We start from the raw sequence: 26,457 nt of genomic DNA on the forward strand, positions 1-26,457 counted from the left end.
TGGGTCTCCGGTGCCGCGCGCGGCCGGTCGCCGTCCGCACGCCCCCTCGCCGGGGGCCGGACGTAGGCTGACCGGATGGCCGACCCCACCGCCCCGCGCGACGACCTCGACCTCCCCGTCCGGCTCGGACCGCGCCCGCCCCGCCGGGTGGTCTCGCTGGTGCCGTCACTGACCGAAGCGGTCGCCGCCACCGCACCCGGCCTGCTGGTCGGCGCCACCGACTGGTGCAGCCACCCCGCCGACCTGTCCGTCACCCGGATCGGCGGCACCAAGAACCCGGACGTCCCGCGCATCCTCGCGCTCGCGCCCGACCTCGTCCTCGCCAACGACGAGGAGAACCGGCGCCCCGACCTGGACGCGCTGCGGGCGGCCGGCGTCCCGGTCTGGGTCACCGACATCCGCACCCTGGACGACGCCTTCCGCTCCCTGCACCGGCTGCTGACCACCGCCTGCGGGCTGCCCCGGCCCGCCTGGCTGGACGAGGCGGAGGCCGCCTGGGCCTCCGTCGGGAGCGACGGCGCGCCCCCGGAGGACGACGGCCCCCGGACCGTCGTCCCGATCTGGCGCCGCCCGTGGATGGTCCTCGGCCGCGACACCTTCGCCGGGGACCTGCTGCGCCGCCTGGGCCTGCGGCTCGTCCACGCCGACCACCCCGAGCGCTACCCGGCCGTTCCACTGCCCGAACTGCTCGCCTGCCAGCCGGAGTTGGTGGTCCTGCCGGACGAGCCGTACCGCTTCAGCGCCGAGGACGGCCCGGAGGCGTTCCCGGGCACACCGGCGGCACTGGTCAGCGGACGGCACCTGACCTGGTACGGACCGTCGCTGGTGACCGCCCCGGCCGTACTGCGGCACGCCCTCGACCACCCCCTCGGTCCGGGCGGTCCGGACGGTCCGGACGCCTCGTAGGACGACCGCCCGTGACACCTGGGGACCGGCGTACGTCGCCACAGGGCGCCCCGGAACACGACAGGGCCCGGGACGCGTGCTCGCGTCCCGGGCCCTCGGCCTGTGTGGCCGTACGTCGTCAGCCGCGCGCGGCGGCCACGGCGGCGCCCAGCGCCTCCTTGATCCGGGGGCCGAGACGGGCGAAGCCCAGCTCCTTCATGGCCGCCCGCAGCAGCTCCTCATCGGTCCGCTCGGCACCGTCGCCGTCCACCCACCGCACGACGGCGAGCAGCTCGTCGGCGGAGTAGGCGGTCACGGGGCGGCCGGGCGTGAAGTCCGGCTTCGCGGGACGGGCGTCGGCCTCGGGCTCGGCGGCGGGCGCCTCGACGGCGGCGACGGGCTCGGGCTCGGCCTCGACGACCGACTCCTCGGCAGCGGAGACGGGCTCGGGCTCGGCCTCGGGCTCGACGGCGGGCTCCTCGACCTCAACCGCAGGCGCCTCCACGGCAGCCTCGGGCTCGGCCACTGGCTCCGCCACCTCTTCGGCCACAGCCTCGGCCTCGGCGACGGGCTCCTCGACAACGCTCTCGGGCTCGGCCTCAACCACAGCCTCGGCCTCGACGGCAGTCACGGCGGCCGGCTCCTCGACGGCGGGCTCCGCCACAACGGCCTCGGCCTCGGCCTCGACCACAGGGTCGACCTCGGCCTCGACCGTCTCCGCCTCAACGGCAGTCGCGGTGGCCGACTCCTCAGCGGCGGGCTCCACCACAACGGCCTCGACGACCGCCTCGACCTCAACCGCAGGCTCATCAGCCTCCACGGCCGACGCCTCGACAGCGGGCTCCACCGCAACGGCCTCGGGCTCGGCCTCGACAACCGGCTCGGCCACAACCTCGGCGTCGACGGCAATCTCAGCGGCCTCGACAACCGGCTCCTCGACCGCGACCTCGACCGCGGTCTCCTTGCCCTCGACGGCCTCGGCGACCGGGGCAGCCTCCGGCTCCGTGTCCACCGTCGTCTCGTCCGCGGCCGCGGCCTCGGCCAGGGCGGCGGTCGCGGCGGCCACCAGGTCGTCGGCCGCCGGGGAGGGCGCCGGGAGGGAGACCACAGCGGCCGGGGTCTCCTCCTCGGCCTGCGCCGCCGCCGGCTCGTCGTCAGCGGCAACCGCGTCCGACGCCGGTTCGGCCTCGATCTCGACCTCGACCTCGGCCTTGGTCTCGGTCTCGGTCTCGGTCTCTTCCTTGGTCTCGGCCTCAGCCTCGGCCACCGCAGTCGCAGTCGCCGCAGCGGTCTCCTCGGCGTCCTCCACCGGAGCCGTCACCGCGGCCGGGGCCTCTTCCACGAGCCCGTCCCGCTGTCCGCCGGCCAGCGCCTGCAGGGCAGCCGCCTCGGCGTCGGCCCGGTCGGTCGGCTCTTCGGTCCCGGGCTCCTCGACCGCAGCCTCCTCCGTACCGGTCGCACCGTCGATGTCGACATCGGCATCGTCCTCGACCACAGCACCGGCAGCGTCCTCGGCACCCGGCTCCTCGACCGGCGCCGCCTCGACAGCAGCGGCGCTCTTCTCCGCCAGCCCGTCCCGCTGCCCGCTCGCCAGCGCCTGGCGGGCCGTGTACGCGGCCTCGGCGGCGCGGCGGTCGGCCTTGGCGGTGGCGAGTTCGGCGAGCAGGTCGGCGAGGCCGGCCTCCTCGAGGCCGGCCCGCAGGCCTCGGATGGTGGGCAGGCGGTAGAGGGTGCCCTCGTCGGCGGCGAGGCGCTCGACCAGGTCGATCAGCTCGGCGAAGGGCAGCCCGTCGAGGTCGTGGTCGGGCAGCAGGCGGGCGAGGCCGCGCAGGCCGGTGTTGATCGTCTCAAAGGCCTGGGCGGTGCGGTCGACCAGGGCGCCGTCGGTGGGCACACGCGGGAGGGTGCCGGCCGGGGCGAGCGCGGCCCAGGCGCGGCGCTCGATCTCGGCGGAGGTGAGGGCCTCGTGCAGGTCCTCGCGGCGGATGCGGCGGTCGGTGGCGAGCGCGACGGCCTGCTTGCGCAGCGAGCGGCCGCGCAGCCAGGAGAGCTTGACGCCGTTCTCGCGGCGCCAGGTGCTGTCGGCGGTGGCGGCGGCGAGGGCGCCGAGGTCGGCGTCGTACGCGGCGGGGAAGAGGGCCGCGGAGGTGCGGTGCACCCGCTGGAGCATCTCGACCAGCAGCGCGGTCTTGGCGACGGTGTCGGGCTCGTCCAGCTTGGTGTCGGCGGCGAGGGAGAGGACGGCCTCCCAGGTCTGCTGGAGGTCGCTGCCGCGCAGTTCGGCGAGGGCCGTGGAGGCCGCGCGGGCGTCCTCAGGGGTGGCGACGGTGTCGACGGCCGCGTACCAGGCGTGGGTCTCGGCGGTGAGCGTGAAGGCCCCGAGCTCGGCGTAGCGGCCGAGGTCCTCGCGGAGGTCGGGCTCCGCGGCGGCGTCCTGGGGGTCCTTGACGTCTGCGGCGTCGGCGACGTCCGCCGGGTCGGCTGCGTCGGCGTTGCGCGAGTGAAGCACTGTCATGTGAGGTCCGGTTCTGGGCGTCGACGGCGGGGCTGGCGGCGAGGGGGCGGCGGACCGGGTGCGCGGGGTCGCCCCTGGGGCGGGGCTAGGGGGCGCGCGGTCGGGCTGCCGGTGTGGACGCCCAGAATACGGGTGCCCGTTCGAGCCTTGCACGCACCCACCGCCCGGACGGGCGGGTGTCGTGTGCCATACCGCCCGCCTGGCCGCCACTCGGGCGGTCCGACCGGGTGGTCCGGCGCCGCTCCGGAGCTGGTCCGGAAGTGGCCCGGCATTGGTCCGGACGGGTGTCTCCGCTGCTCACGGCTCCACACCGCCGGCCCTCATCCCGCGTCCTCCCGCCGCTCTCCACCGGACGGCCCGGGCCGCCGGTCCGGCCGCATGTCCCGTCGCCTGCCGGGCCGACGGAACCGCTCCAGCGGTACGTCCCGTACGCCGCGTCCCCGTGCCGGTCCCCGTCGGCCGAGCGGCGGCCGGTACCCGGCCCGGCCGACGGCGTGCAGATCGACCGGAGCGAGGTACTCGCCGAGCGCGGTGCGGTGCCACCACGCGCCGGTTTCCCGCAGTTCGCGCCAATCGGTGAACCGGTAGAGGTAGAGGGTCGCCCGGACGTGGGTCGGCGGGGCGTCCGGGAACGGGTTGTGGCGCAGCAGGCGCAGGGTGGCCCGGTCGCCGGACAGCAGGCGGGTGACGAAGGGCAGGAACCAGGGGCGGGCGTAGGCGGGCGAGATGCCGGCGAACCACATCAGCCAGTCGAGCCGCAGGTGGTAGGGCGCGAACTGGCGCGGGAGCCGGCGGACATCGCCCGGCTTGCCCTTGAAGCCGTACTCGCGCCAGACGGTGTGCGGGGTGAGCACGGCCTCGTCGGTGCCCTCGACCACCACCTCCTGGCGGAGCCGGTTGACGCTGCCGAAGGCGCCGTAGGTGTTGACGAGGTGGAGCCGGTTGAAGGAGCGGTTCATGGCCTGGGCGCGGGAGAGCATGTTGCGCACCGGCCAGTAGCTGAGCACTACGACGATGGTGGTCAACGCGATCACGAGCGCCTCGTACCAGAGCGGCGCGCCGGGGTACGCGCGGGCGTGGACGGGCAGGCCCAGGCGGGTCGGCTGCACGGCGGCGAGGACGAGGACGATGGTCAGCCAGTTGAGCCAGGCGAAGTTGCCGGAGGCGACCAGCCAGAACTGGGTGACGAGGACGGCGCAGGCCGCGTAGCTCGCGATCGGTTGCGGCAGCAGCAGGCCCACCGGTACGACGAGTTGGACGAAATGATTGGCGGCGGCCTCCACTCGGTGGACCGGGGCGGGCAGGTGGTGGAAGAACCAGCTGAGCGGTCCGGGCATCGGCTGGGTCTCGTGATGGAACCGGAGACAGGTCAGGTCCCGCCAGCAGCTGTCGCCGCGCAGCTTGATCAGTCCGGCGCCGAACTCGACCCGGAAGACCAGCCAACGCATCAACCACAGCACCAGGGTGGGCGGGGCGGTGTCGGCGTTGCCCAGGAACGCCACGAGGAAGCCGGCTTCGAGCAGCAGGGACTCCCAGCCGAAGGAGTACCAGGTCTGCCCGACATTGACGATGGAGAGGTAGAGGACCCAGAGCACCACCCACAGCAGGACGGACGCCCAGAGCGGGACGGCGTCGGCGAGCCCGCCCACCACCGCGGCGGCGAGGGCGGCGCCGCTCCAGGCGACGGCGGCGAAGAACCGGTCGCTGTAGTGGAGGTGGAACAGGCCGGGGGATCGGCGGAACGGGACCCTGGCGGTGAACCGGGGCACCGGCAGCATGCCGTCGGCGCCGATCAGGGCGCGGAACTGCGCGGCGGCGGCCAGGAATCCGATCAGGTAGAGGGCGGCGAGCAGGCGTTGGACGAGCAGCCGGCTCAGCCAGTAGTCGGGGGCGGCGAACCAGTCCATGCGGCCCATGCCTACCACCCGGCACCCCGGGCGCGGGCCCGGTCGGGGCGGCGGAGCGGGGACGGTTCACCCGCTCGGCCCGGCGGAATCCCGGGGGGATCCCGCGGGCATCCCGGCGAACTCCCGATACCGGACGGCACCGGACGGCACCGGACGGCGCCGGATGATCTCGGACGATCTCGGACGGCACCGGAGGAACTCGGACGGGCCCGGGCGGTACCGCGCCGACACCATCGGCACCGCACCGACACCGTGGCGGGGTCCTCTCCACGGGGGTGAGAGGCGCCCCGCCACGGCGGTGGGCGGTCCGCACCGGCCGGGGTTCAGCCGGGCAGGACGGGACCGGCCTCGCCCGCGATGGCCGAGCGTCCGGGCACGGAGCCGCCGCTCTGCTGGAGCCGGTCGACGAGCAGGGCGGCCAGCGTGCCGAGCTCCTCCTCGGTGCGGGACTGGGCGGTGATGTCCATGCCGACGGTGAGGACGCCGTTGATCCGGCCGGTGAGCGCGGCCCGCAGCGGGGTGCAGGTGAAGCTGAAGACCTGCCGGCCGCGCTGGGCGTCCGGGCGGGCGGCCTGCATCCGGACGTTGTCGAGGACGGCGGTGCGACCGGTGCGGTACGCCTCCACGACGGTCTGTTCGAGGCCCGCCGCGCCGAGCTGCGGGTACGCGGCGCCGATCGTCCCGTACGCCTTCGGCGCGCCGAAGGTGTCGGCGTGCTGGGCGTTGGCGTAGCGGATCTCCTGGCCCGGGCCCTCGGTGAGCAGGATGGGGTACGGCGAGCCGTCGAAGGCGGCGAACATCTCCTGGCGCTGGGCGAGCAGGCTGTCGCGCAGCCGGATCTCGGAGAGCAGCGCCTCGGCGAGGTGCTGGATGTCGCGCAGCCGCTCGCGCCCCCACTGCCGGGGTTCCCGGTCGAGCACGCAGACGGTGCCGATGACGGTGTTGGTGTCGTCGACGAGCGGGGCGCCGAGGTAGGCGCGGACGCCGAGTTCGTCCACCACCGGGTTCCCCGCGAACCGGGGGTAGGCGAGGATGTCGTCGAGGGCGAGGGGGGAGCGCTGGGCGACCACGTGCGGGCAGAAGCCGTGGCTCAGCGGCATCTCGCGGGTGGGGAGGTCGAAGGCGATGCCGCGTTCCGCCCAGGACGATCCGTCCTCGGCCGCGGCGTCGGCCGAACTTGGCGGAATGTAGAGCCCCCGGAACATCTGGCGTTCGTCGTTGATGAAGTTGACCATCGCGATGGGAGCGCGCGTGATACTGGCTGCCAGGTGGGCGAAGCGGTCGAAGGCCTCGTCCGCGGACGGGTCGTTGAGCCCAAGGCCGCGCAGCCTGCGGGTTCGCGCGGACTCCCCGGAGGCACCCGGGAACTGGCCTTGAGTGCTCATCACATCTGTCATGGCGCACATGTAACCAGACATCAGAACGCCCGGGCGGGTCCGATCGACCGTTCTTCAGTCCTGCCGATGTCCTTCCGGAGTCCTTCCGGCGCCCGGCCGGAGCCGCACCGGAGCCTTGCCGATGGCTCGTCAAAACCGCATGTGGACGACCGGTCGACGGACCGTCACGGAAGCGAAGATCGATTCCCGCCCGGCGCCCGGACGAAACCCCTCCCGACGGGGACGGGCCGAATCGCGCCAATCCAAGATCGACTCTGGGATGCCCCGGTACCCCATACAACAATGAGCCCTGCCGAAGACACGGACGGTTCCCGTCACCGGGACACCGCCCGGTGACGCATGCGCCGATCGCACCGGGGCGACCGGCCGACACCCCCGCACACCCACCGCCCCCCGTAGGGGTCGCCGGAGCGGCATCGACGGCACGGACGGAGGCACGGCACCACACGTATCGAGAGGACCGGAGCATGGCGATGGACTACTTCACCGACGAGCGTCACGAGGGCCTTCGCGCCGAGGTCCGTGACTTCGCGGAGAAGGAGGTGCGTCCGCGGGTGGCCAGGATGGAGGCCGAGCGGACGATCGAGGTCGAGCTGGCCAGGGAGATCGCCCGGCAGGGCTGGATCGGCGTGACGATTCCCCGGGAGTTCGGCGGCCTCGGGCTGGGGCACGTCGCCAAGACCGTGATCATCGAGGAGCTGGCCCGGGTCAGCGGGGCCGCGGGCTCGATCGCACAGGCCTCCCAGCTGGGCGTGGCCAAGGTCCTCCACTACGGCTCCCAGGCACAACGCCGCACGTGGCTGCCGAAGTTCGCCTCCGGAGAGTGCCTGCCGACCATCGCCGTCACCGAGCCGGAGTCCGGCGGGCACGTGCTCGGGATGACCGGCACCGCGATCCGCGACGGCGACGAGTACGTGCTCAACGGCCGCAAGTGGTTCGTCGGCAACTCCCACATCGGGGACGTGCACGGCGTGGTGCTGCGCACCGGCCAGGGCAGCCGGGGCCTGTCCGCCTTCCTGGTCGAGAGCGACCGCCCCGGGTTCCGGACCGGCTCCCCCGGCTCCCAGAGCGGGCTGCATGGCTTCAGCTTCGGCGAGATCATCCTGGAGGACTGCCGCATCCCGGCCGGAAACCGGCTCGGCCGGGAGGGGCGGGGACTGGACGTCGCCTACTCCTCCTCCACCCTCTACGGCCGGATCAACCTCGCCGCCGTCGCACTCGGCATCCACACCGCGATCGTCGAGGACACCGTCCGGTTCGCTGAGGGGCGCGTCCTGTACGGCCGGCCGATCAACCAACTCCCGAACATCATGCTCAAGTTGGGTGAGATGCAGTCCCGGCTGATGACCGCCAGGCTCGCCGCCTACCACGCCTCCCACCTGCTTGACCACGGCCGCGCCTGCGACGCCGAGCTGATGAACGCCAAGCTCATCAACACCGAGTACGCGCTGGACTCCGCGCGCAACGCCATGGAGATCCACGCCGCCCGCGGCCTCCAGCCCGAGTTCCGTATCGAGCGCTACCTGCGGGACGCCACCCACGTCTACCCTCCGGCCGGCACCTCGGACGTCCAGCGGCTGCGGCTCGGGCAGTTCGCCTCGGGCACCTACGGCAAGCAGTGGTCGGCGGAGCTGTCCGAGCTGACCAGCTGGCCCTGGAGCGAACTCGCCGCCCAGCGGGAGGCCCACGTGGAGAAGCCGCCAGGCCTGGGCGGACGGGTGCTGCCGATGCCGCTGGCGGGCTGAGATCCCGCCCGCCGCGGCGCGACTTGACCTGTTCCTGTCGCATCCTTGCCGTGGCCGTCCCCGACCTCCGAGGACCGTCGGCCCGACCGGACCGAGGGCCGTGAGCTGCGGCTTCGCGCCGGCGGACCTTACGGCGCGGGCACCGTCGCGAGGCCATCGGCCTTGTGCGCAGAGCCAGTTGATATTGCGCCGACCGCACCACGGGCTGATAGCGTTCCGTGCCGTCGGCGGCCGTGCTGCACCCCGCCGGACCGGTGACACCACGTCACCGGCTCCGACGGATCCCGGCCCCGGCTCCCTGCGACCCGGCCGCGCCGTACGGGTCGGCCCGCCGCTCGGACCCACCGGTCCGAACCGGCGCGCCGGTCCCGCGGCCAGGCCCCACGACCCGGTTCCAGGACCGGGTTCCACGACCCGGCCCCACGGCCGGGTTCGACGGCCGGGTTCCACGACCCGGCCCCGCGACTCGGCCCTGCAGCAAGGAATCAGATGCCAGGCATACCGGCCCCCCGGACCGGCCACCGCGCCGGCCGGTCCGGCTCGCTCCGCAGCCCGCTCCTCGCCGCCGTGCTGGTCCCCAGCCTGGGCCTCGCCGCCGCCTGGGGCTACGCCGCCTACCTGCTGCGCGACTCCGGCCAGCGCACCGCGCTGCTGGCCGGCAGCGCGGTCGTCGCCGCGGTGGTGCTGATCAGCCTGGTCCGCGGCATCCGGACCGCCTGGGCGCTGTCCGCGCGGCTGTCCGAACTGCGGGCCGACACCATGGCGCTCGCCGAGCAGGAGATCCCCGAGGTGGTCGGGCGGCTGCGCGCCGGGGAGCAGGTGCCCGCCCCGGCCGCCTGGACACCCTCCCGACGGACCGGCGACGACGTCCAGCAGGCCTCGGAGGGCCTCGCCGCCGTCCGGCAGGCCGCGGTCGCCGCCATCGTCCACCAGGCCCAGGGCCGCGAGGGGACGAAGAAGGTCTTCCTCAACATCGCCCGGCGCACCCAGATCCTGATCCACCGGCAGATCAGCATGCTGGACGCGCTGGAACGCGAGCACGAGGACCCGGAACTGCTGCGCGAACTGTTCGCGGTCGACCACCTGGCCACCCGGATGCGGCGCAACGCCGAGAACCTCGTCATCCTCGGCGGCGACCTCCCCGCCCGGCGCTGGCGCAACGCCGTACCCGTGGTCAACGTGCTGCGCAGCGCCGTCTCGGAGACCGAGAGCTACTCCCGGGTCGTCGTCCGGGGCGTGCCGCGCGTCTCGCTCGGCGGGCAGGCCGTCGCCGACGTCATCCACCTGGTCGCCGAACTGATCGAGAACGGCACCACCTTCTCCCCGCCGTACACCCAGGTGCAGATCTCCGCGAAGGAGGTGCCCGAGGGCCTGGCGGTCGAGGTCGAGGACCGCGGGCTCGGCATGACCGAGACGGAGTACCAGCGCCTCAACGCGTACCTGGCCGACCCGCCCGACCTGGACGTCTCCGCGCTCGGCGACGACCTGCGGCTCGGCCTGTTCGTCGTCGCGCACCTGGCCGCCCGGCACGACGTCCGGGTCACCCTGCACCCGTCCCCGTACGGCGGCACCCGGGCCGCGGTGCTGGTGCCCTCGGCGCTGCTGGAGCAGGCGGCGCAGTCGGCCGCGGTGTCCGGGCTGCCCTCGGGGGCCCGGATCACCCGGGCTCCCGTGACCGACGTGGGGGCAGGAGCCGGAGCGGGAGCGGACGCTGGGGCGGGGGTCGGGGGCGGCTCCGGGTCCGAAGCCCTCGGGCAGGAGCCGCCGGGTGCGACGGCCGCAGGGCACGGCGGGCTGCCGGGCGGGAGCCAGGCGGGCCCGGGACCGTTCGGCGCCCCGGGGGCCCCGGCCGTCCCCTACGGCGCGGACGGCGCCGGGGCGGCTGCCGGGACGGGCGCCGGGACGGGTGCCGCCGGGGTCGGCGGTGCCGAGGCGCCCGCCAACGGAGGCCTGGCCGTCGGCGCCGAGATCCCCGGACTGCCCGGCGCCGTGGTCGTGCCCCGGCCCGCGCTGCCGCGCATGTACGACCTGTCGGGCAGCCCCGCGGTGGACCAGCGCCGCCCGGCACCACGGCCCGACGACGGCTCGGACGGTGCGCCGCACGCCCAAGCGGCCGTGCCGCAACGGGCCCGGGACGCCGGCCCGGCCGGGCAGCTCGGCCCGGCGACACCCGTGTACGGGGCGCAACACCTCGCGCCGTCCGCCCCTTCCGCCCCGCGGCGGGCCTCTGCGGACTCCCCCACCGTCCGGGAGACCGAGGAGCGGCGGTGACGCCCCTTCGACCTGCGCCGCGACCGCCCGGCGCTGTGCGTGGTCATGCTGCCGGACGATCCGGGCCGGGCGGACCGCTTCCGTGGGCGGCCCGCCTCGGTCTCAGCCGTCGGTGCGGGGCTCAGGCGTTGGCGTGGACCGGGTGGAGTTCGGCGAGCGACCCGACCAGCGGAGCCAGCTCCGGGACCTCGGTGGCCTCGGCCAGCGTCGCCTCCAGGGCGGCGTCGTGCACCGGGCGAGCCGCCGTCAGCAGGTCGCGGCCCTCGGGCGTCAGCTCGGTGTAGATGCCGCGCCGGTCGTCCGCGCAGAGGAACCGGCCGAGCAGGCCCCGGTCCTCCAGGCGGCTCACCAGTCGGGTGGTCGCGCTGCTGCTCAGCGCCGCCGCGCGGGCCAGCTGCTGCATCCGCATGTGCCAGCCGTCCTGGCGGGAGAGCGCCTCCAGCACCGTGTACTCGACCACCGAGAGCTTGAACTCGGCCTGGAGCGCCTTCTCCAGCGCGGTGTCGATCATGCCGTGCAGCGCGGCGAGCGTCCGCCAGCCGCGGGCCCGGATCTCGGCCGCATCGTCGCGGATTCCCATGACGCCTACCCTTCCGTCGCGCTGCTCGTGCCGTGTGCTGGACGCGGCCCCGCGTGAGGTCTCTCGTCCGGGGTCTCGTACGAGGTTTCGTCCCGTGTCTTCCTGTGACAAGTATGCCATTTGGCGCGGAATATCGGACTGTGCAAATAGTTCGGCTTATACCCCCGCCGGTTCCCCGTCGAGGGCCTCCGCTCCGGGCCGTCAGCCGCCGCGACGGCGGGGCGGAGGCCGTCCTGCGGTGAGCGACCGGACCCCGCACGAGGGTCCGGCCCGCCCGCCGCCCGGGGCGTCGAAGGACACCACGGGGCCGCACACGACCGGCTCCTCACCCCTCCCCGGACCAGGCCGACGCGCACAGCGCCGTGGCCAGTTCCTCGGTGTAGGAGGCCGCGGTCAGCCAGGCGGTGGCGAAATCCTCGTGGTCGTCGGTGACGATCCGGCCGAAGACGTCGCGCTGCTGGTTGGCGGCGGAGGCCCGCAGGCCGTCGAGGAGTTCGGCGGCGGTGGCCAGCCCGGCGGCGCGCAGCAGACCGCGGTCGGCCGCCGCCGAGGCCTCGCTCGGGGCGAGGGCGTGCCGACCGGTGGTGACCGTCTGCTCGACCCGGCGGCCGAGCACGTGGACGGGCGGGCCGTACGGCGCCGGGGCAGTCGATCCGTCCGCCGGCCCGTCCGCCGACCCATCCGCCGACTCGCCGACCGTGGCGGAGGCCGTCGCGGACGCGGCGAGGTCGGCGGTCTGGAGCCGTTCGAGGCCGAGGTTGACCCGGCCCGCCCGGTCCGCGGACAGGGCGAGCGGGTCGGGAGCGGCCGGGGGCGTACCGATCGCGAGCAGACGCAGCTCCGGACGGTCCGCGCGCTCCAGCCGCCCGATCACCCGCAGTCGCAGGCCGGGGGCGGTGGCGAGCAGCGCGAGGTTCGCCCGGAACGGCAGGTCGGGGTGCTCGTGCGCCGGGCGCAGGACGATCACCGGACCGCCCTGCGCACCGCTCGCCGTGCAGCGCGCCAGCAGCTGCGGTGCGCCACCCGGACCGGGGGCGGTACCCAGCAGGGTGACGTCCAGGAAGAGCAGGTCGCTCCCGGCCGGGCGGCTCTCGTACGGCAGTTCCTGCGCCGCGAGTGCCCGGGCCACCTGGGCGGAGGCCGGTTCCGACCAGAGCCGGGCGGCCGGCTCCGCCGTCCATGCCGCGCCCGTCGCCCGCACCGCCCGGACCGAGGCCCCGGCGCCCAGCCGACCACCACCGGACCTGGTCGCGCCCTGGACGGCCAGCCCCGCGCGGCTGAACTCACGGTGGCTGAGCGCGGCGTCGCCCAACCGGACCGTCCGGTTGCCCGCCCCGACCGCCTGCGGGGCGGCGGCCGCCGCGTCGTCGTGCGGCATCACCTCGGCGATCGTGCTGAGGTGCCCGTCGGCGTCCACCGCCCAGCTGACCGCACCGGCATGGGTGGCCGTCAGCACCGGCTCGGCGAACAGGCCGTAGAGCCGCAGACCGCCCTCCTCCCGGTAGGCCTGGCGTGCGGTGCCGCGCAGCTCGGCGACCGGCGCGGTGCCGGTGGCCAGGGCGGTGGTGAGGCCGAGGAGTTCGCGCAGGCCCGCGACCAGGTCCACCAGGCGGTGGTCGGGCGCGCCGGAGCGCGCCGCCCGGACCCTGGTCGCGACGGTGACGGCCGCCGCGGCCGGGCGGTGCAGGCCCGCGAGGCGCGCCCGGTGGGCGGCGCGCAGCAGTTCGGCCTGGGAGACGGCGCCCGCCCCGCTCACCCCGGCGGCCAGGACGGCGGCCGCGGCCCGGTGGAGGTGGCGGACGGCGGCGAGTTCGACGGCGGTGAGCGGGTCGCCGACGATCGGGTCGGCGACCGGCCGGCCGGTCGGCTCCCCTGGCGCGCCGTCCGTGTCACTCCTGGGCTCGGGCTCCTGCTCGGGCTCCGGCCCCGGCCCCGGCTCGGCCTCGGCGAGCGGGCAGAGGGTGACCGCCGCGGCCCGGTGCACGCAGGCCGGGGCGAGCAGGCAGCCGCAGCGGACGCCGGCCTCCGCCGCGACCACCCCGCCCGGGGCGTGCAGCACGAGCACCGTCTCCTCGTCCACCTCCACCCGCCACTCGTCGCCCTCCCGGGCCACCGGTCGCTCCGCCAGCTTCGCCGCCGCGCCGTCCAGCCGCTTCTGCAGCCGGGCACTCAGCCCGGCCACCACCTCGGCGACCACCTCGGGCCGCACGCCCGGCCAGTCGCTCGTCCGCGCCGTCACGCTCATCGCACCTTCTCCCCCACCCAGCGGGCCAGTTCCAGCGGGCTCAACGCCGCCACGGGCATTCCGGCCGCGACCAGTTGGCCCGCGACCGCCTTCGAGTAGCGGGCCGTCCCGGTGTCGTCCAGCGCCGCGCAGCCGAGCAGGTGCACGCCGGAGTCCACCAGGGCCCGGGTCTGGGCCAGCAGCCCGCCGACCGGCCCGCCCTCCTCGAAGTCGCTGACCACCGCGACCAGCGTGCGGGACGGCACCGTCACCAGCTCCCGCGCGTAGCGCAGCCCGCTCGCGATGCTGGTGCCGCCGCCGACGCTCACCTCCAGCAGCAGGCCCAGCGGATCGTCCACCCGCTCCGTGAGGTCCAGGACCTCGGTGGAGAAGGCGACGAAGTGGGTGCTCAGGGAGGGCACCCCGGCCAGGATCGAGGCCGTCAGCGCGGCCCACACCGTGGAGGCCTCCATCGACCCGGAGACGTCCACGACCAGGATCAGCCGCCAGTCGTTGGCCTGCCGCGCCCTGGTCCGGAAGACCGGGCGCTCGGGCACGATCAGGGTGCCGCCGTCCGGCGTGGGGCGGGCGGTGACCAGGTTGGCCCGGATGGTCCGGTCGAGGTCCAGCCCGCCGCCCGGGCGGCGGGACGGGCGCGGCACGGCGATCCCGGTCAGGGCCGGGCGCAGCCGGGTGGCCAGCTCCCGGCTCAGTTCGTCCACCAGGCGCCGCACCAGCGGGCGCAGCCGGGCCACCCGGGCCTCGGGCAGACCGCCCGCGTGGTCCAGCACGGTGCGCAGCAGCTCGACGGACGGGCGGACAGCGGACGGGTCGATCGTCTCCAGGACGTCGGTGCGGCCCTGGGCGACGGCGGCGGCCAGCACCTCCTCGCGCACGCCGGGGCCGAACAGCGACTCCAGTTCCTCGGCCCACTCCCGCACACCGGGGTACGGGGCCTCGCGGCCGCCCTTGCCGCCCCGGCTGTCCAGGCCCGGGCCGGAGCCCTCGCCGTGGCCGCCGCCGTACAACTCGTCCAGGGCGGTGGCGAGTCGGGCACCGCGACCGGTCAGGCCGCCGCTGCCGGGGCGGCCGAGGAGCAGCCGCCAACGCTCGGCGGGGGCGAGGGTGCGGGCGGGGTCGGGGACGGGAACGGGGTCGGAGGCAGGCGGCGGGGCCGCGGGCGACGGCGCAACGACCGCGGGCTGCGCGGGCGTTGCGGGCAGGAGGCCGCGACGGACGAGCGCCGCACGCGCCGCGAGGTCCGCGCGCACCCAGCCGGCGAGCACAGCGGGGCCGGCCTCCTCGGGCAGGGCGGCGAGCCGGGCGCCCAGACGCTCCTCGACCAGGGCCAGCAGCCGGTCCCGGGCGGCCGGGCTGAGCGTGTCGAACCCGCCGCGCAGCGCGGGCAGCCGGTCCAGGAAGGCGTCGTCGGGCAGCGAGGTGACCCGCTCCAGCAGCGGTTCCAGTGCCTGCGGCGCGGAGTCGAACAGCCCCTCCGCGGCCGTCAGCAGGCCGACCAGCGCCCGCCCGAGCGCCTGTCGCGCCTCCGGAGCGGTCGCGCCGTCCACCCACGAGGCGGCCCGGCCGCCCAGCACCTCGGCCGGCTCCTGGCCGAGCAGCACCCGCACCGCGCCGGCCGCGCCCCGCACCAGCGGGCTCCCCTGCTCGGCGAGCCCGGCCAGCACGTACGCCAGCCGCACCCCGCCGAGCCGGTCCGCCCGCCGTACCAGCTCCACCAGCGCCCGCGCGTCCTGCGGATCGTCCGACCCGCCCAGGCCCTCCAACTGCCGCACGGCGGCGACGGTGAGCACCTCCCCGGCCGCGACGAGCACGGGCGGGCCGGCCACGGGGGCGCCGGCCACGGGCGTGCCGTCGTCTGCGGCGACGGGGCCTTCCTCCGCTCCCGCCGGGGTGTGGCCGGGGAAGTGGCCCGCGGTCAGGCGGTCGAGGAGGGCGAGGGCGTCGAGGAGGTCGGGGAGGGTGGCGGAGGCGGGGAGGAGGGTGGTGAGTTGGGTGAGGCGGGCCTCGGTGAGGGCGGGGAGGGCGCAGGAGGCGGCGGCGGTGAGGCCGTCGATGATCTCGCGCGGGGTCGGCTGGTCGGTGAGGCGGGCGCGCAGGGCGCCTTCGGCGGCCTGGGCGGGGGTGACGCCGCGGGTGCCGGCGACGGTGAGCATGGCGGCGGTGGCGGGCGTCCAGTGCAGGCGCCATCGGGTGCCGAGGGTTTCGGTGCCGCCGGCGCCGGTGGTGGCGACGGGCTCGCCGTAGGGGATCTCGCAGGCGGTGAGGCGGTGCAGGAGGATCTCGCGGCGGCGGTCGAGGCCGCTGCGCAGCGGGTCGAGGCGCAGGTCGCGCGGACCGGGGTCGCCGGGGCCGGGGAGGCCGAGGTCGGCGAGGAGGGTCTCGACGGCGGGGGCGAGTCCGCTGCGCGGGGCGGCGGGGGTCGGGCGGCCGGTGCGGGTGCCGACCAGGACCTGTTCGAGGGCGCGGGCGACGGCCCGGCCGCGGCCGAGGGGTTCGCCCTGGGCGAGGACGGTCTGCACCGCTTCGACGAGTTCGCCGCGGCCGGGGGCGGCGTGGCCGCGCAGCCGGGCGAGGTCGCCGGCCAGCCGGACGATCTCGCGGGCGTCGGCCGGGCCGCTGGGGTGGTCCTGGGCGCGCAGCGCGGCGCAGATCCGGACAGCGGTGGTGGTGAGCGCCTCGGCGAGGCGTTCCGGGTCGCCGCCGGCGTCGAGGACGGTGTGCTGCCACTCCGGGTCGCGGATGCCCGCCGGGTAGCCGGAGCGGGCGTCGAGCAGCGGGTAGGTGTACGGGATCAGGGACAGGACGTGCCCGGGGCCGTCCGGGCGCGGCGGCTCCTCGGTGGCGAGGGGACCGCCGAGCAGGGCGGGGGCGTGGAAGGCGCCGATCACGGCGGCGACCCGGCGCCCGCCGGCCGCGGCGGCCTGGATGCGGGACCGCATCCAGGCCTCGCGGCGCAGGTCGTACGGGTCGACGCCGGGGCCGGTCTCGGCGTCCCGGCGCAGTGCCCAGCCGACCAGCAGGGCGGCGCGCCGGACGGCCTCCGGGGTGGAGCCGGGGGCGGCCGTCTCGACCAGGCGGTCCCACAGGTCCTCGTCGGAGTCCCGGCCGGTGAGGCGGTGGCGCAGCGCGTCGGCGACGCCGGGTGCGTCCGGGATCCGATCGGTGCGCCCGCGCTCCGCCGTGCGGGCGGCGCGGTGGGCGAGCGGGAGGTCGCAGGCGACGGCCTCCACCCCGTTGCGCCGGGCCCAGCGCAGGGCGGCGAGCTCCGGGGAGAAGTCGGCGAACGGGTAGAAGGCGGGCCCGGCCGCCTCCTCGGGCCCGGCCGGGGCCGCCGCGAGGGCGACCGGGGCCCGGGTGGCCTCGTCGGCGAGCGGGCCGAGCCAGGGCTGGAACTCGGCGGGCAGCTCGACCAGGACGACGTCCGGCCGGGCGGCGTCGAGCAGCGCGGGGACCACCGCGCTGAGGGACGGCGCGTGGTGGCGCACGCCGATCAGGTAGGGGCCGGGGCGACCGGTGCCGGCGGCGGCCAGCCGGTCGGCCTCGGCCCGGACCGCCTGGTCCGCGTGGACCGCCTGGTCCGCGTCGTCCGGGCGGGTGGTCTCCGCGCTGCTCATCGGATCAGGCCTCCAGTGCCGGGCGGAGGTCCCACAGGGTGCGCCAGGTGGCGGCGCCCTGCTCGGCGCGGCGGCGGACCGGGCCGTCCCAGTAGCCGAGCAGCCGGGCCGCGTCGGACGGCTCGTCCTTGCGGACCACGCCGAGGAGCTGGCCGGGAAGCCGGCCGAGCAGGTCCCCGCCGTCGGGCAGGTAGGCGGCGCTGACGCCGAGCGCGGTGGCGACGGAGACCGCCTCGGCGGTGCTCATCACGGTGGACGGGCGTTCGACGTCCCAGCCTTCGGTGGACCGGCCGGTGCGCAAGTCCCGGAAGGCCGTGACCAGGGCCTCCAGGACGGCGTCGTCCACCGCGTAGGCGGCGCCGGCCCGGGCCACGGCGGCGGTGGACTGGCGGCGGACCAGGTCGACCTCGGCGGCGAGGCTGCCGATCGGGCCGACCGTCTCGAAGTTGAACCGCCGCTTGAGCGCCGCGGACATCTCGCTGACGCCCTTGTCCCGCAGGTTGGCGGTGGCGATCAGGGTGAAGCCGGCCGCGGCGTGCAGTTGGCCGTCCGGGGTGCCGGCCAGTTCGGGGACGGCGATGCGCCGCTCCGAGAGCAGCGAGACCAGCGCGTCCTGCACCTCGGGCAGGCAGCGGGTGACCTCCTCGACCCGGGCGACCGCGCCGGTGGTCATCGCGGTGAGCACCGGCGAGGGCACGAGGGCCTCGCGGCTGGGCCCCTTGGCGAGCAGCAGGGCGTAGTTCCAGCCGTACTTGAGCTGGTCCTCGGTGGTGCCGGCGGTGCCCTGGACGGTGAGCGCGCTGCTGCCGCAGACGGCGGCGGCGAGCAGCTCGGAGAGCATGGACTTGGCGGTGCCGGGCTCGCCGACGAGCAGCAGGCCGCGCTCCCCGGCGAGGGTGACGACGCAGCGTTCGACCAGGGCGCGCTCGCCGACGAACTTCGGCTCGATGATCAGGCCCTTGCGCCCGGCCTTGAGCTTCTCGCCGCCGCTGCCCATCACGAAGGTGACCACGGCGCGCGGGGTCAGGAGCCAGCCGGGCGGGCGCGGGCCGCTGTCGTGGGCGGCCAGGAACTCCAGTTCGGCGGCGTACTTCTCCTCGGGCGGGACGGTCTGCCGGTCGGCCGCGGCGGGGGCGGCGGCGCCCTTGGTGGTCTCGGTGGCGGTCATCGGCGGGCCTTCCTGCGCTTGCCGGTCTGGAGCTCTTCGTATCCGGGGGCGTCACCGTCGACGGTCCGCTGCCAGGCCCGGGCGAACAGCTCGGGGACGGGCAGGGGGACCAGCGCGGGCCGGTGGGTGGGCAGTTCGTAGAGGGCGGCCTTCCACGTCTCGGCGGGCAGGGCGGGCGACTTGGCCTCCTGCCAGCCGCCGGGCAGGAAGAGGCTGCGGCCGGCCCGGGAGCGCTTGGCCTCCAGCACCAGGCCGCTGGCGGCGAGTTCGGCGCGGGCCTTCTTCAGCCGGGCGGGCTTCCAGCCCGTCCAGCGGGCGGCGTTGCGGTCGGTCGGGTCGGGCAGGGCGAGCAGTTGGAGGTAGAGCGTGGCCGCGTCCTCGCCCAGGCCGTGGGTGCGGGACACCTCGGCGACCAGCTCGGGGACGGACAGCAGCGGGTTCTGCAGCCAGGCCGGGCCCTCGCCGGGGGCCGGCACCGAGGCGGCGGAGGCGGCCAGTTGCTCCGGCTCGCCGCGCAGCACGGCTTCGATGGCGCCCCGCTCGGCGGAGAACCAGTAGCTGCTGGAGAGCCCGTCGAGCAGTTCGAGCAGTGGGTCGTCCGGACCGGTGAGGGCGGCCGGGCGCAGCCAGATCCGCTCGTAGTCCTCGTGGTACGGCGTCAGGACGAGCGCCGGGCCGCAGTGGACCAGGCCGTCCCGGTCGGCCCCGCCCTCGGCGGGCAGGCCGAAGTGGGTGCGCAGGACGGCGGCCAGCGAGGCGCCCTTGACGGTGCGCACCAGGTCGAGGTCGAGCAGCAGCTCCGGGTCGGCGAGGCGGTCGCGCAGCGCGGCGGCGGCGGTGGGCAGCAGCGGGCGCAGCGGGCTGTCGGCGGGCAGGTGGTAGGCGAGCCAGCGCAGCGCGGCGATGGTGGAGCCGAGCGCGCCGGTCTCGGGGACGGCGGACTCGTCCTCGGGCGTCAGCCGCTGGCCGACCCCGTCCACCTCGGTGAACCGGAAGCCGGTGCGGCCGGCCAGCCACGGGGTGTGGGCGGGGTTGAGCACCGCCTCGACGGTGTCGATGGACACGCCCTGGACGGTGGCCAGGGCCTCCTCGGGGAGGGTGACGAGCCGTCCGAAGCGCCGGATCCACTCCTCGGCGCCGGCGGCGATGTCGGGGCCCTCGGTCCACAGGGTCTTCGGGTCGGCGGGCAGCAGGGCGCCCCAGACGGCGGCGAGGCCGTTGTGGTCGTGCCCGCGCAGCCAGGCCCGGGCGGCCTTGAACTCGGCGGCCTTGAGGCCGAGTTCGGTGGGCGCGGAGATGTCCGTCCAGTACAGCAGGCCGGACGGCGGGCTGAGCAGCAGGGCGGAGCGGGCGGTGCCGATGCCGGTGAGCTCGTTGAAGGCCTCCGTCCTGGCCGCGTCCCGGGGGACGGATCCGTGCAGCGCGGCGACCCGCCAGAACTTGGCGACCCAGGCGGCGTCGACCAGTTCCTCCGTGCCGCGCTCCTCGAGGGTGGTGAAGTGCGCGACGGGGCCGAACTCCCCGCTCGGGTCGTGGTCGACGGCGAGCCAGTGCACCCAGCCGTCGGCGAGCTGTCGCTGGTGGCCGATGATGACGACGGTGCGCCCGCCGTGCCGCAGCACCTCGCCCTCGCGGGGCGTGACCGGCCGGGGGCCGGTGGCGTTCGGGGCCGGCGGCACCTGCTCGGCGAGGACGATCTCGCGCAGGGTGGCGCCGCGGTCGGCCAACGGGCCCCTGGTCAGCTCACCGAGCAGCAGGACCAGCGAGGAGCGGTGGGCGGGCTCGGTGAACGGCGAGGCCACCGCGTAGGCCAGCGCGTGGATCCGGCCGAGCAGCCGGAGCCAGCCGTAACTGACGCTGCCGTTGTGCAGGGTGACGGTGGCGGGGCTGGTCCAGCCCTCGCCCTCGGCGGCGGGCGGGGCGGCCAGCACGGCGGTGACGGCGCGCAGGTTGTTGAGCACCCGGCAGCGCTCCTCGGAGCCCCAGTTGTTGCCGAAGCCGCCGATCTCGGGCAGCACGGCGCGCACGGCGTCGCGCAGTTCGTGGTCGCGGCCGTGGTCGGGCCGCCACTCGGCGTTCTTCGCCTTGCCGGGGCGCTCGGCCTCCGGCTGCGGGACGAACCGGGCGACCCGGTCCAACAGGTCGGCGGCGGTACGGGCGAGCCCGGCGACGCCGGCCAGCAGCCGCGGGTGGGCGATGCCGGGCAGGATCGCGCCGACCTCCGGGACGGGCAGGGTGCGCGAGGTGCGCCGGGCGAGCGGGCGGCGCACGCCCTGGACGGTGAGCCAGCACTGTTCGCCGTCCGGGACGGGTTCGGTGTCGACCGGCCAGGCGGCGTCGACCAGCCGGGCGGCCTGCTCGGCGGTGACGGCGCGCAGTGCCTGCGAGCCCGCCTCGTCGCGCGGGCGCAGGGCGTGCCAGTGCGGGTACGGCGGGATGAGCGGGGTGCCGGCGGCGGAGAGCTCGCCGGAGCGGCCGGGGCGCAGGTCGACGGTGCGGTCGGCCTGGCCGGTGAGGTCGGGCAGGTTGAGCGAGAAGTGCTCGCCGGAGGTGTGGCTGACCACCGGGGCGGCCGCGCCGGGCAGGGCGAGCCGGGCCACCGGGACGGTGTCCGTCCGGTGACCGGCCAGCGGCAGCTCGATGCGGTGGCCGTCGGCCGTGAAGGCGGTGACGGCCTTGCCGGGCTCCGTCCTGACCCAGTTGCCGAGCACGGTGCCGTCGGTGCCGAGCGGGGTCCGCTCCAGGCCGGGCTGGAGCGGCAGCAGCCAGGTGCTGCGCTGGACCAGTCGGCCGGCGTGGGCGGTGGCGGCGATCACCGGCGGTTCGGCGGTGCGCCCCAGGGTGCCGGTGGCCGGGTCGAGTTCGCGCAGGACGGCCTCGCCCTCGGTGGTGCGGCGCATCGTCCAGTAGCCGGTGCCGTCGCCGAGGACGGGGTGCTCGTGGGGCATCCGGGTGTCGCCGGCGTGCAGCGGGCGCTCGCCGGTGGTGCGGCCGCCGCCGGGCAGTTGGAGGGAGGGCGCCTCGGGCTCGCGGTCGCGGTAGTAGTAGCCGGCGATGGTCTCGCCCTCGAGCTCGAACCGCTCGTCCGGGCGGCTGGACCAGTACGCGAGCTGCTTGCCCTCCTCGGACCAGACGACCAGCAGTTCGCCGTCGACGAAGCGCAGCCTGGTCCGGTTGCGCTCGTGCGACGGCCGCTCGGGCAGCCGCAGGGTGTGCTCCAGCGCGATGCCCTGCGGGCCGACCACGACGGCCCGGTCGAGGCGGGCGAGGATCAGGTGCGGCCAGGCGTCCTCGATGAGCAGGTCGCTCAGGCCGGCGCCGGCCAGGCTGGGGACGGGGTGCTGCGGGGCGTCGTCGGCGGGCGGGTCGGCGAGCTTGCCGAGCGCCTCCTCCAGGGCGGGCCAGCCGAGTTCGTCCAGGATTCCGGCCCGGAGGGCGTCGGTGAGCAGCGCGGTGACGTCGAGGGCGGCGATCCGCTCGGCGACGGCCGGGGCGACCGTCCGGATGGCGGTGTGGTACTGGCCGATCGACCGGACCAGGTCGGCGGCGCCGGCCAGGCCGCGGGCGGCGGTCAGCTCCTCGGCGCGCTCCTCGGCCCACTCCGCGAACAGCTCGTTCAGCAGCGGCACGGCGGGCGCCTGGCGCCGGACGGCCGTCTCCCAGGCGGGCGGGGTGGCCCGGCGCAGCAGCGGCCGGTAGCGCTCGTCGGCGCCGACGGCGGTGAGGGCGGAGCTGTCGGGGCCGCTCTGCGCCGCCCAGTCGCGCAGGTCGAAGCCGAGGCCGCCGGGCGGGTCGGCCACCGGCACGCCCGCGGCCAGCAGCAGGTCCAGCAGGTCGATCCGGGTGTGGCTGGCGCGGATGCCGGTGTGGAGGTCCACCGGGACGGCGTCGGCCTTCAGCCGCTCGACCATCCGGCCGGCCAGCGCGAGGGTGGCCGGGCAGCTGGGCCGGTTGCGCCAGCCGCGGCCGTGGTGGTGGCACCAGCGCTGGAGCCAGGCGGCGGCGGGCTCGGCGCCCTCGGCGCGGGGGCCGATGAGCAGTTCCTCGGCGCCGGTCTCGGCGAGCACCGCCAGCCAGGCGGTGTCGTGCGGGGCCGGGTCGGCGGAGGCCGGGTCGGGCAGCAGTTCCAGCAGTCGGGTGCGGACCGCCGTGTCGTCGCGGCCGAGCTCGACCAGCGCGCCGTGCCAGGACTTCCAGAAGGCGGCGGGCGCCCGGTTGACCGCCGGGGAGTCCAGCAGCTCGGCGAGCAGCGCCCGTTCGTGCTCGGTGCGGTCCAGCCCGGCGGCCTTGATCAGGGCGCGGGCGTCCTCGGCGATCCCGGCGTACGGGGCCATGCCGGCCGCGGAGCGCTCGGTGCACAGCTGGCGGAAGCGCTGCCAGGCGGTCAGCGGGTCGAGCCGCTGGGCGAGCTCCTTGACGTACTGGCGCAGCGACTTGACGGTGAGCGCGCCAGCCAGGGCGAACTCCAGGAAGACGGCGCGCAGCCGCTCCTCGTCCACCGTCAGGCCGTGGGTGCGCTCGGCCTCGCGGGCCTTGCCGAACCAGGCGGCGGCGTAGGTCTGGTTGCCGTGGCCGAGGAAGATCCGGCCGACCTCCTCGCAGAAGGTGGGCAGGAAGTGCGGGACGGCGCGGCCGAGGCGGGTGGCGAGCTCGTCGAAGCCGTCCTTGGCGGCGCCGGGCTTGGAGGCGGCCTGGCGGGCGATCCGCTCCAGCTCCTTGACCAGGGCGAGCGCGTGGTGGCCGTTGGCCGGGTCGTGGACCAGTGCCCAGGCGGGGAAGCCGAGCGCCTCCTGGCGGACCTGGCCGACCTCGGCGGCCCCGGCCTCCGGCGCCAGGCCGAGGAAGTCGAGGGCGAGGTCCTCGGCCGGGCCGAGCGCGCCGGGGACGAGCCGGACGATCCGGCGGCCGTCGAGCGCGGGGTGGGTGTAGGTGCGGGCGGTGAGCACGTCGGCGGCGCTGTCGGGGCGGCCGGCGTCGGGCAGGGTGCCGGACGGGAGCACGGCCCCGGCGTCGAGCAGTTCCTCGGGCGTCGCGGCGCGGTCGGCGCCGTTGCCGCCCGGGTTGGTGGTGGTCGTGGTCAGGCCGGTGGCGGTCATGCGGCTTCCTCCCCCTGGATCGTGCGGCCGGCGTACAGGGCGGCGGCCATCCGCATGCCCTCGGACCAGGCGACCGGTCCGACCTCGGTGAGCGGCAGGGCCCGGCCGTCCGGGCCGGCCCAGCTGAGCGCGCCCGTCTCGCACGCGTCGTACTCGTAGTAGTCGCCGACCCAGACCCGGGCCTCGACGGTGCGCCCGCCCTCGGTGACCGACTGGACGGCGGAGCCGCCGCGGACCCGGCAGCCGAGCCGGTTGCAGCGCCCGACCAGCTCGCGCAGCTCCCGGTAGCGGCCGCCGGCGTAGGTGGTGACCTCGGTGCCGGCCGACCCGTCGGCGGGCCGGTGCCAGACCTCGCGGTAGAGCTGCTGGACGCGCTGGGAGACGCCGAGCTCGACGGCGAACTCCCGCAGCTCGTCGAGGTCTTCGAGCAGGACGGGGTGCGGTATCAGCACCTCGCCGTCGGTGAGGCGCACGGTGTCGCCGTCCAGGTCGACCAGGCCGAGGCCGCGCTCGGCGTCGGCGCCGCGCAGGAAGCCGGCCACGGAGCCGTCCACGGCGGTGACCACGAGGTCCTTCAGGACGCCCTGCCAGGCCTCGTCCGGCCACACGGCGGTGAGCACCGCGGCGGGCACCGGCAGCGAGCGGACCATCCAGCGCTCGACGTCCTCCAGGCAGCCCCGCTCATGCGCGGCCAGCCACTCGGCGAGCTGCTTGAGCTGGACGACCACGCGGTCGTCACCGAGCTTCGACGGCAGGGACTTGAGGTCTCGGCCCGCCGCGTTGCGGCACGCCACCCTGCCCTCCCCGTCGAGCGCCACGCGGTACCCTCCCGCGTCCGTCTCCACCCATGCCACGGCCGTACTCCTCCCACCGGGAAACACCTGTCGATCGCCTGCTGACCAGCGATGCGAGGAACGTAGCGAGGCCCACTGACAATGCGACGGGCGGGGTGAACTCCGGCCGTGACATGCAGACTTCAAACCACTCGAACGGGTGATCGAAGAGACGGAAAAGGCGGGGCGGCTGCCCCCACGCAGCCGCCCCGCCCGTCCTTCCGCCCCGCCCGTCCCCCGGCCCCGGCGCCCCCTCCGTCCCGGCGACCCCTCGGCCCCCCGCCCCGTCAGCCCAGCGGCGCCCGGGGCACGATGACCGGCGCGCCGTCCCCCGGCGCCGCGAGCACATGGCTGTCGATGTCGTACAGCGCCCGCACCAGCGGAGCGTCCACCACCTCGCGCGGCGGCCCGCAGGCCACCACCGCGCCGTCCCGCAGCGCGACCAGCAGGTCCGCGTACCGGGCGGCCGCCGCGAGGTCGTGCAGCACCATGACCACCGTCCGCCCGCCCGCCGCGACCCGGCGGACCAGCTCCAGCACCTCCACCGCGTGCCCGAGGTCGAGGGCGCTGGTCGGCTCGTCGAGCAGCACCACCGGGGTGTCCTGGGCGAGCACCATGGCCAGCCAGCAGCGCTGGCGCTGGCCGCCGGAGAGCCGGTCGAGCCGGCGGTCGGCCAGCTCCTCCACGCCGGTGGCGCGCAGGGCCTCGGCGGTCAGCCGCTCGTCCTCCGCCGACCACTGCCGGAAGAGCCCCTGGTGCGGGTGGCGGCCGTAGCGGACGAGTCCGGCGACGGTCACCGCCTCCGGGGCCTGCGGGCTCTGCGGCAGCAGCGCGACCCGGTGGGCGGCCTGGCGCGGGCGCAGCCGCCACACGTCCTCGCCGCCGACCAGGACCCGCCCGCCGTCCGGCCGGTGCAGCCGCGCGACGGACCGCAGCAGGGTGGACTTCCCGCAGCCGTTCGGCCCGACCACCGCCACCACCCGGCCGGCCGGGACGGTGAGGTCGACGCCGCCGAGCACCGGGCGCCCCGGCCCGTAGCCGGCGCTGAGTCCCTGGATCGTCAACTCCATGGCAGCTCCCCCTCGACCGGCGCCCGCTCAGCTGCCGCCGAGTGCCTTGGCGAGGTCGCCGATGACGACGTCCGCGGCGAGCGGGCCGCCCCGGGTGGACCAGACCGAGCCGTCCACGGTGACGGCGTGGTTGTTCTTCACCGCGCCCAGCTCCTGGTAGGCGGGCTTGGACTGGACGTCCTTGAGCGCGGTCTTGCCGTCGTCGGTCAGGGTGGAGAGGAACAGCCAGTCGCCGTCGATCTCGTTGAGCTTCTCCAGGCTGAGCGCCGGGCTGTGGGCGTTGCCGTCCTTGTCCTGCGCGGCCGGGCGGGTCAGGCCCATGTCCAGGGCGACGCCGCTGGCGAACTGCTTCTTCTCCATCCAGCTCGGGCCGGTGGGGTTCCAGCGGACGATGGAGACGGCGGCGCCCTTGTTCTTGCCGAGCTCGCCGCCCGCCTTGGCGGCCTTGGCCTCGTAGTCGCCGATCACCTTGTTGGCCTGGTCGAGCTTGTTGACGGCGTTGCCGATACCCCGGAAGGCGAGCTTCCAGTCGTCGGTGGGCGCCATGGTGACCAGCGTGGCGGGGGTGATCTCGCGCAGCTGCTTGAGCACCTGCTCGTCCTGCATGTCGCCGGCCAGGATCAGGTCGGGCTTGGCGGCGATCACCTTGTCCATCACGGGCTGGAGCAGGTTTCCGACCACCGGGACGCCCTGCACCTTGTCCTTGAGGTACGCGGGCGGCTCGGCCAGCCCCTGGCCGTTGGTGATGCCGGCCGGCTTGACGCCGAGGGCGAGCACCGCGTCCAGGTCCTCCTGGGTGAGGGTGACGATCCGCTTGGGCTCGGCGGGGACCTCGACGGCCTTGCCGGTGGCGTCCTTGACGGTGCGCTTGCCGGTGTCGCCGCCCTTGCCGCCGCCCGCCGCGTCGGCCGCCGGGGAGGCGGCCGCGGACGAACCCGAGGAGGAGGAGCCGGAGGAGCCGCAGCCGGTGAGCAGGAGCGCGGCCGCCCCGGTGACGGCCAGCGCCTGGGCCGCACGGCGGCGGACGGGGCTGAGCGGGCGACGGGCGAACGGCATGGGTGCCTCCGGGCAACGGTGGTACGGGAGTTGAGCAGCGTCCGGGTCGTTCGGCGGGGCGGAGGGGCCCCGCGG

The 26,457-nt window shown here is 76.0% G+C and carries 14 protein-coding genes; 3 read left to right on the top strand and 11 right to left on the bottom strand.

Features of this window, described 5'->3' with window-relative positions; all coding sequences use genetic code 11:
• Positions 1–75: 75 nt before the first annotated feature.
• Positions 76–906, top strand: coding sequence for a helical backbone metal receptor (locus tag ACWDD9_RS02100; protein WP_449810573.1), 831 nt, complete (start codon positions 76–78; stop codon positions 904–906).
• Between the two features lie 118 nt (positions 907–1,024).
• Here the strand turns inward: ACWDD9_RS02100 and ACWDD9_RS02105 are convergent, their stop codons facing one another.
• The 3 genes from ACWDD9_RS02105 to ACWDD9_RS02115 all read right to left on the bottom strand — a co-directional run bounded on the left by ACWDD9_RS02105 (position 1,025) and on the right by ACWDD9_RS02115 (position 6,704).
• Positions 1,025–3,400 (bottom strand): hypothetical protein, encoded by a 2,376-nt coding sequence (locus ACWDD9_RS02105; RefSeq protein ID WP_449810574.1) that lies wholly within the window; start codon positions 3,398–3,400, stop codon positions 1,025–1,027.
• Between the two features lie 320 nt (positions 3,401–3,720).
• Complete coding sequence (locus ACWDD9_RS02110) at positions 3,721–5,307, bottom strand: lipase maturation factor family protein (protein ID WP_449810603.1); 1,587 nt, start codon at positions 5,305–5,307, stop codon at positions 3,721–3,723.
• A 323-nt stretch (positions 5,308–5,630) separates the two neighbouring features.
• A complete protein-coding gene (locus ACWDD9_RS02115; RefSeq protein WP_449810575.1) occupies positions 5,631–6,704 on the bottom strand; it encodes a GAF domain-containing protein in 1,074 nt (357 codons plus the stop codon).
• 467 nt (positions 6,705–7,171) lie between these two features.
• On the opposite strand from ACWDD9_RS02115, the gene ACWDD9_RS02120 reads away from it, so the two are divergent.
• On the top strand, positions 7,172–8,449 hold the full coding sequence (locus tag ACWDD9_RS02120; protein ID WP_449810576.1) for an acyl-CoA dehydrogenase family protein: 1,278 nt from the start codon (positions 7,172–7,174) through the stop codon (positions 8,447–8,449).
• Between the two features lie 489 nt (positions 8,450–8,938).
• Positions 8,939–10,720 carry an ATP-binding protein gene (locus ACWDD9_RS02125; protein WP_449810577.1) on the top strand — a complete coding sequence of 594 codons (1,782 nt, stop codon included), beginning with the start codon at positions 8,939–8,941 and terminating at the stop codon, positions 10,718–10,720.
• 121 nt (positions 10,721–10,841) lie between these two features.
• Here the strand turns inward: ACWDD9_RS02125 and ACWDD9_RS02130 are convergent, their stop codons facing one another.
• The 8 genes from ACWDD9_RS02130 to ACWDD9_RS02165 form a co-directional block, all read right to left on the bottom strand.
• The gene (locus tag ACWDD9_RS02130) at positions 10,842–11,300 is read right to left on the bottom strand and encodes a MarR family winged helix-turn-helix transcriptional regulator (protein WP_049660429.1); all 459 of its coding nucleotides are present in this window, start codon (positions 11,298–11,300) and stop codon (positions 10,842–10,844) included.
• 325 nt (positions 11,301–11,625) lie between these two features.
• Positions 11,626–13,545, bottom strand: coding sequence for a hypothetical protein (locus ACWDD9_RS02135; RefSeq protein ID WP_449810578.1), 1,920 nt, complete (start codon positions 13,543–13,545; stop codon positions 11,626–11,628).
• Positions 13,542–17,159: a vWA domain-containing protein gene (locus tag ACWDD9_RS02140; RefSeq protein ID WP_449810579.1), complete on the bottom strand. Its 3,618-nt coding sequence runs from the start codon at positions 17,157–17,159 to the stop codon at positions 13,542–13,544. Before ACWDD9_RS02140 ends, ACWDD9_RS02135 begins: the two co-directional genes overlap by 4 nt.
• Before the next feature lie 4 nt (positions 17,160–17,163).
• Positions 17,164–18,327, bottom strand: a complete 1,164-nt coding sequence (locus ACWDD9_RS02145) for an ATP-binding protein (RefSeq protein ID WP_449810580.1) — start codon at positions 18,325–18,327, stop codon at positions 17,164–17,166.
• Positions 18,324–23,423 (bottom strand): hypothetical protein, encoded by a 5,100-nt coding sequence (locus tag ACWDD9_RS02150; RefSeq protein ID WP_449810581.1) that lies wholly within the window; start codon positions 23,421–23,423, stop codon positions 18,324–18,326. Before ACWDD9_RS02150 ends, ACWDD9_RS02145 begins: the two co-directional genes overlap by 4 nt.
• Positions 23,420–24,277, bottom strand: a complete 858-nt coding sequence (locus ACWDD9_RS02155) for a DUF4132 domain-containing protein (RefSeq protein ID WP_049658519.1) — start codon at positions 24,275–24,277, stop codon at positions 23,420–23,422. The genes ACWDD9_RS02150 and ACWDD9_RS02155 overlap by 4 nt, the downstream gene beginning before the upstream one ends.
• Before the next feature lie 266 nt (positions 24,278–24,543).
• Entirely contained in the window at positions 24,544–25,326 is a 783-nt protein-coding gene (locus ACWDD9_RS02160; RefSeq protein WP_049658517.1) for an ABC transporter ATP-binding protein, read from the bottom strand.
• 27 nt (positions 25,327–25,353) lie between these two features.
• Positions 25,354–26,382 carry an ABC transporter substrate-binding protein gene (locus ACWDD9_RS02165; RefSeq protein WP_074004181.1) on the bottom strand — a complete coding sequence of 343 codons (1,029 nt, stop codon included), beginning with the start codon at positions 26,380–26,382 and terminating at the stop codon, positions 25,354–25,356.
• Positions 26,383–26,457 lie beyond the last annotated feature (75 nt).

This window comes from Kitasatospora sp. NPDC001119 (genome assembly GCF_053598475.1).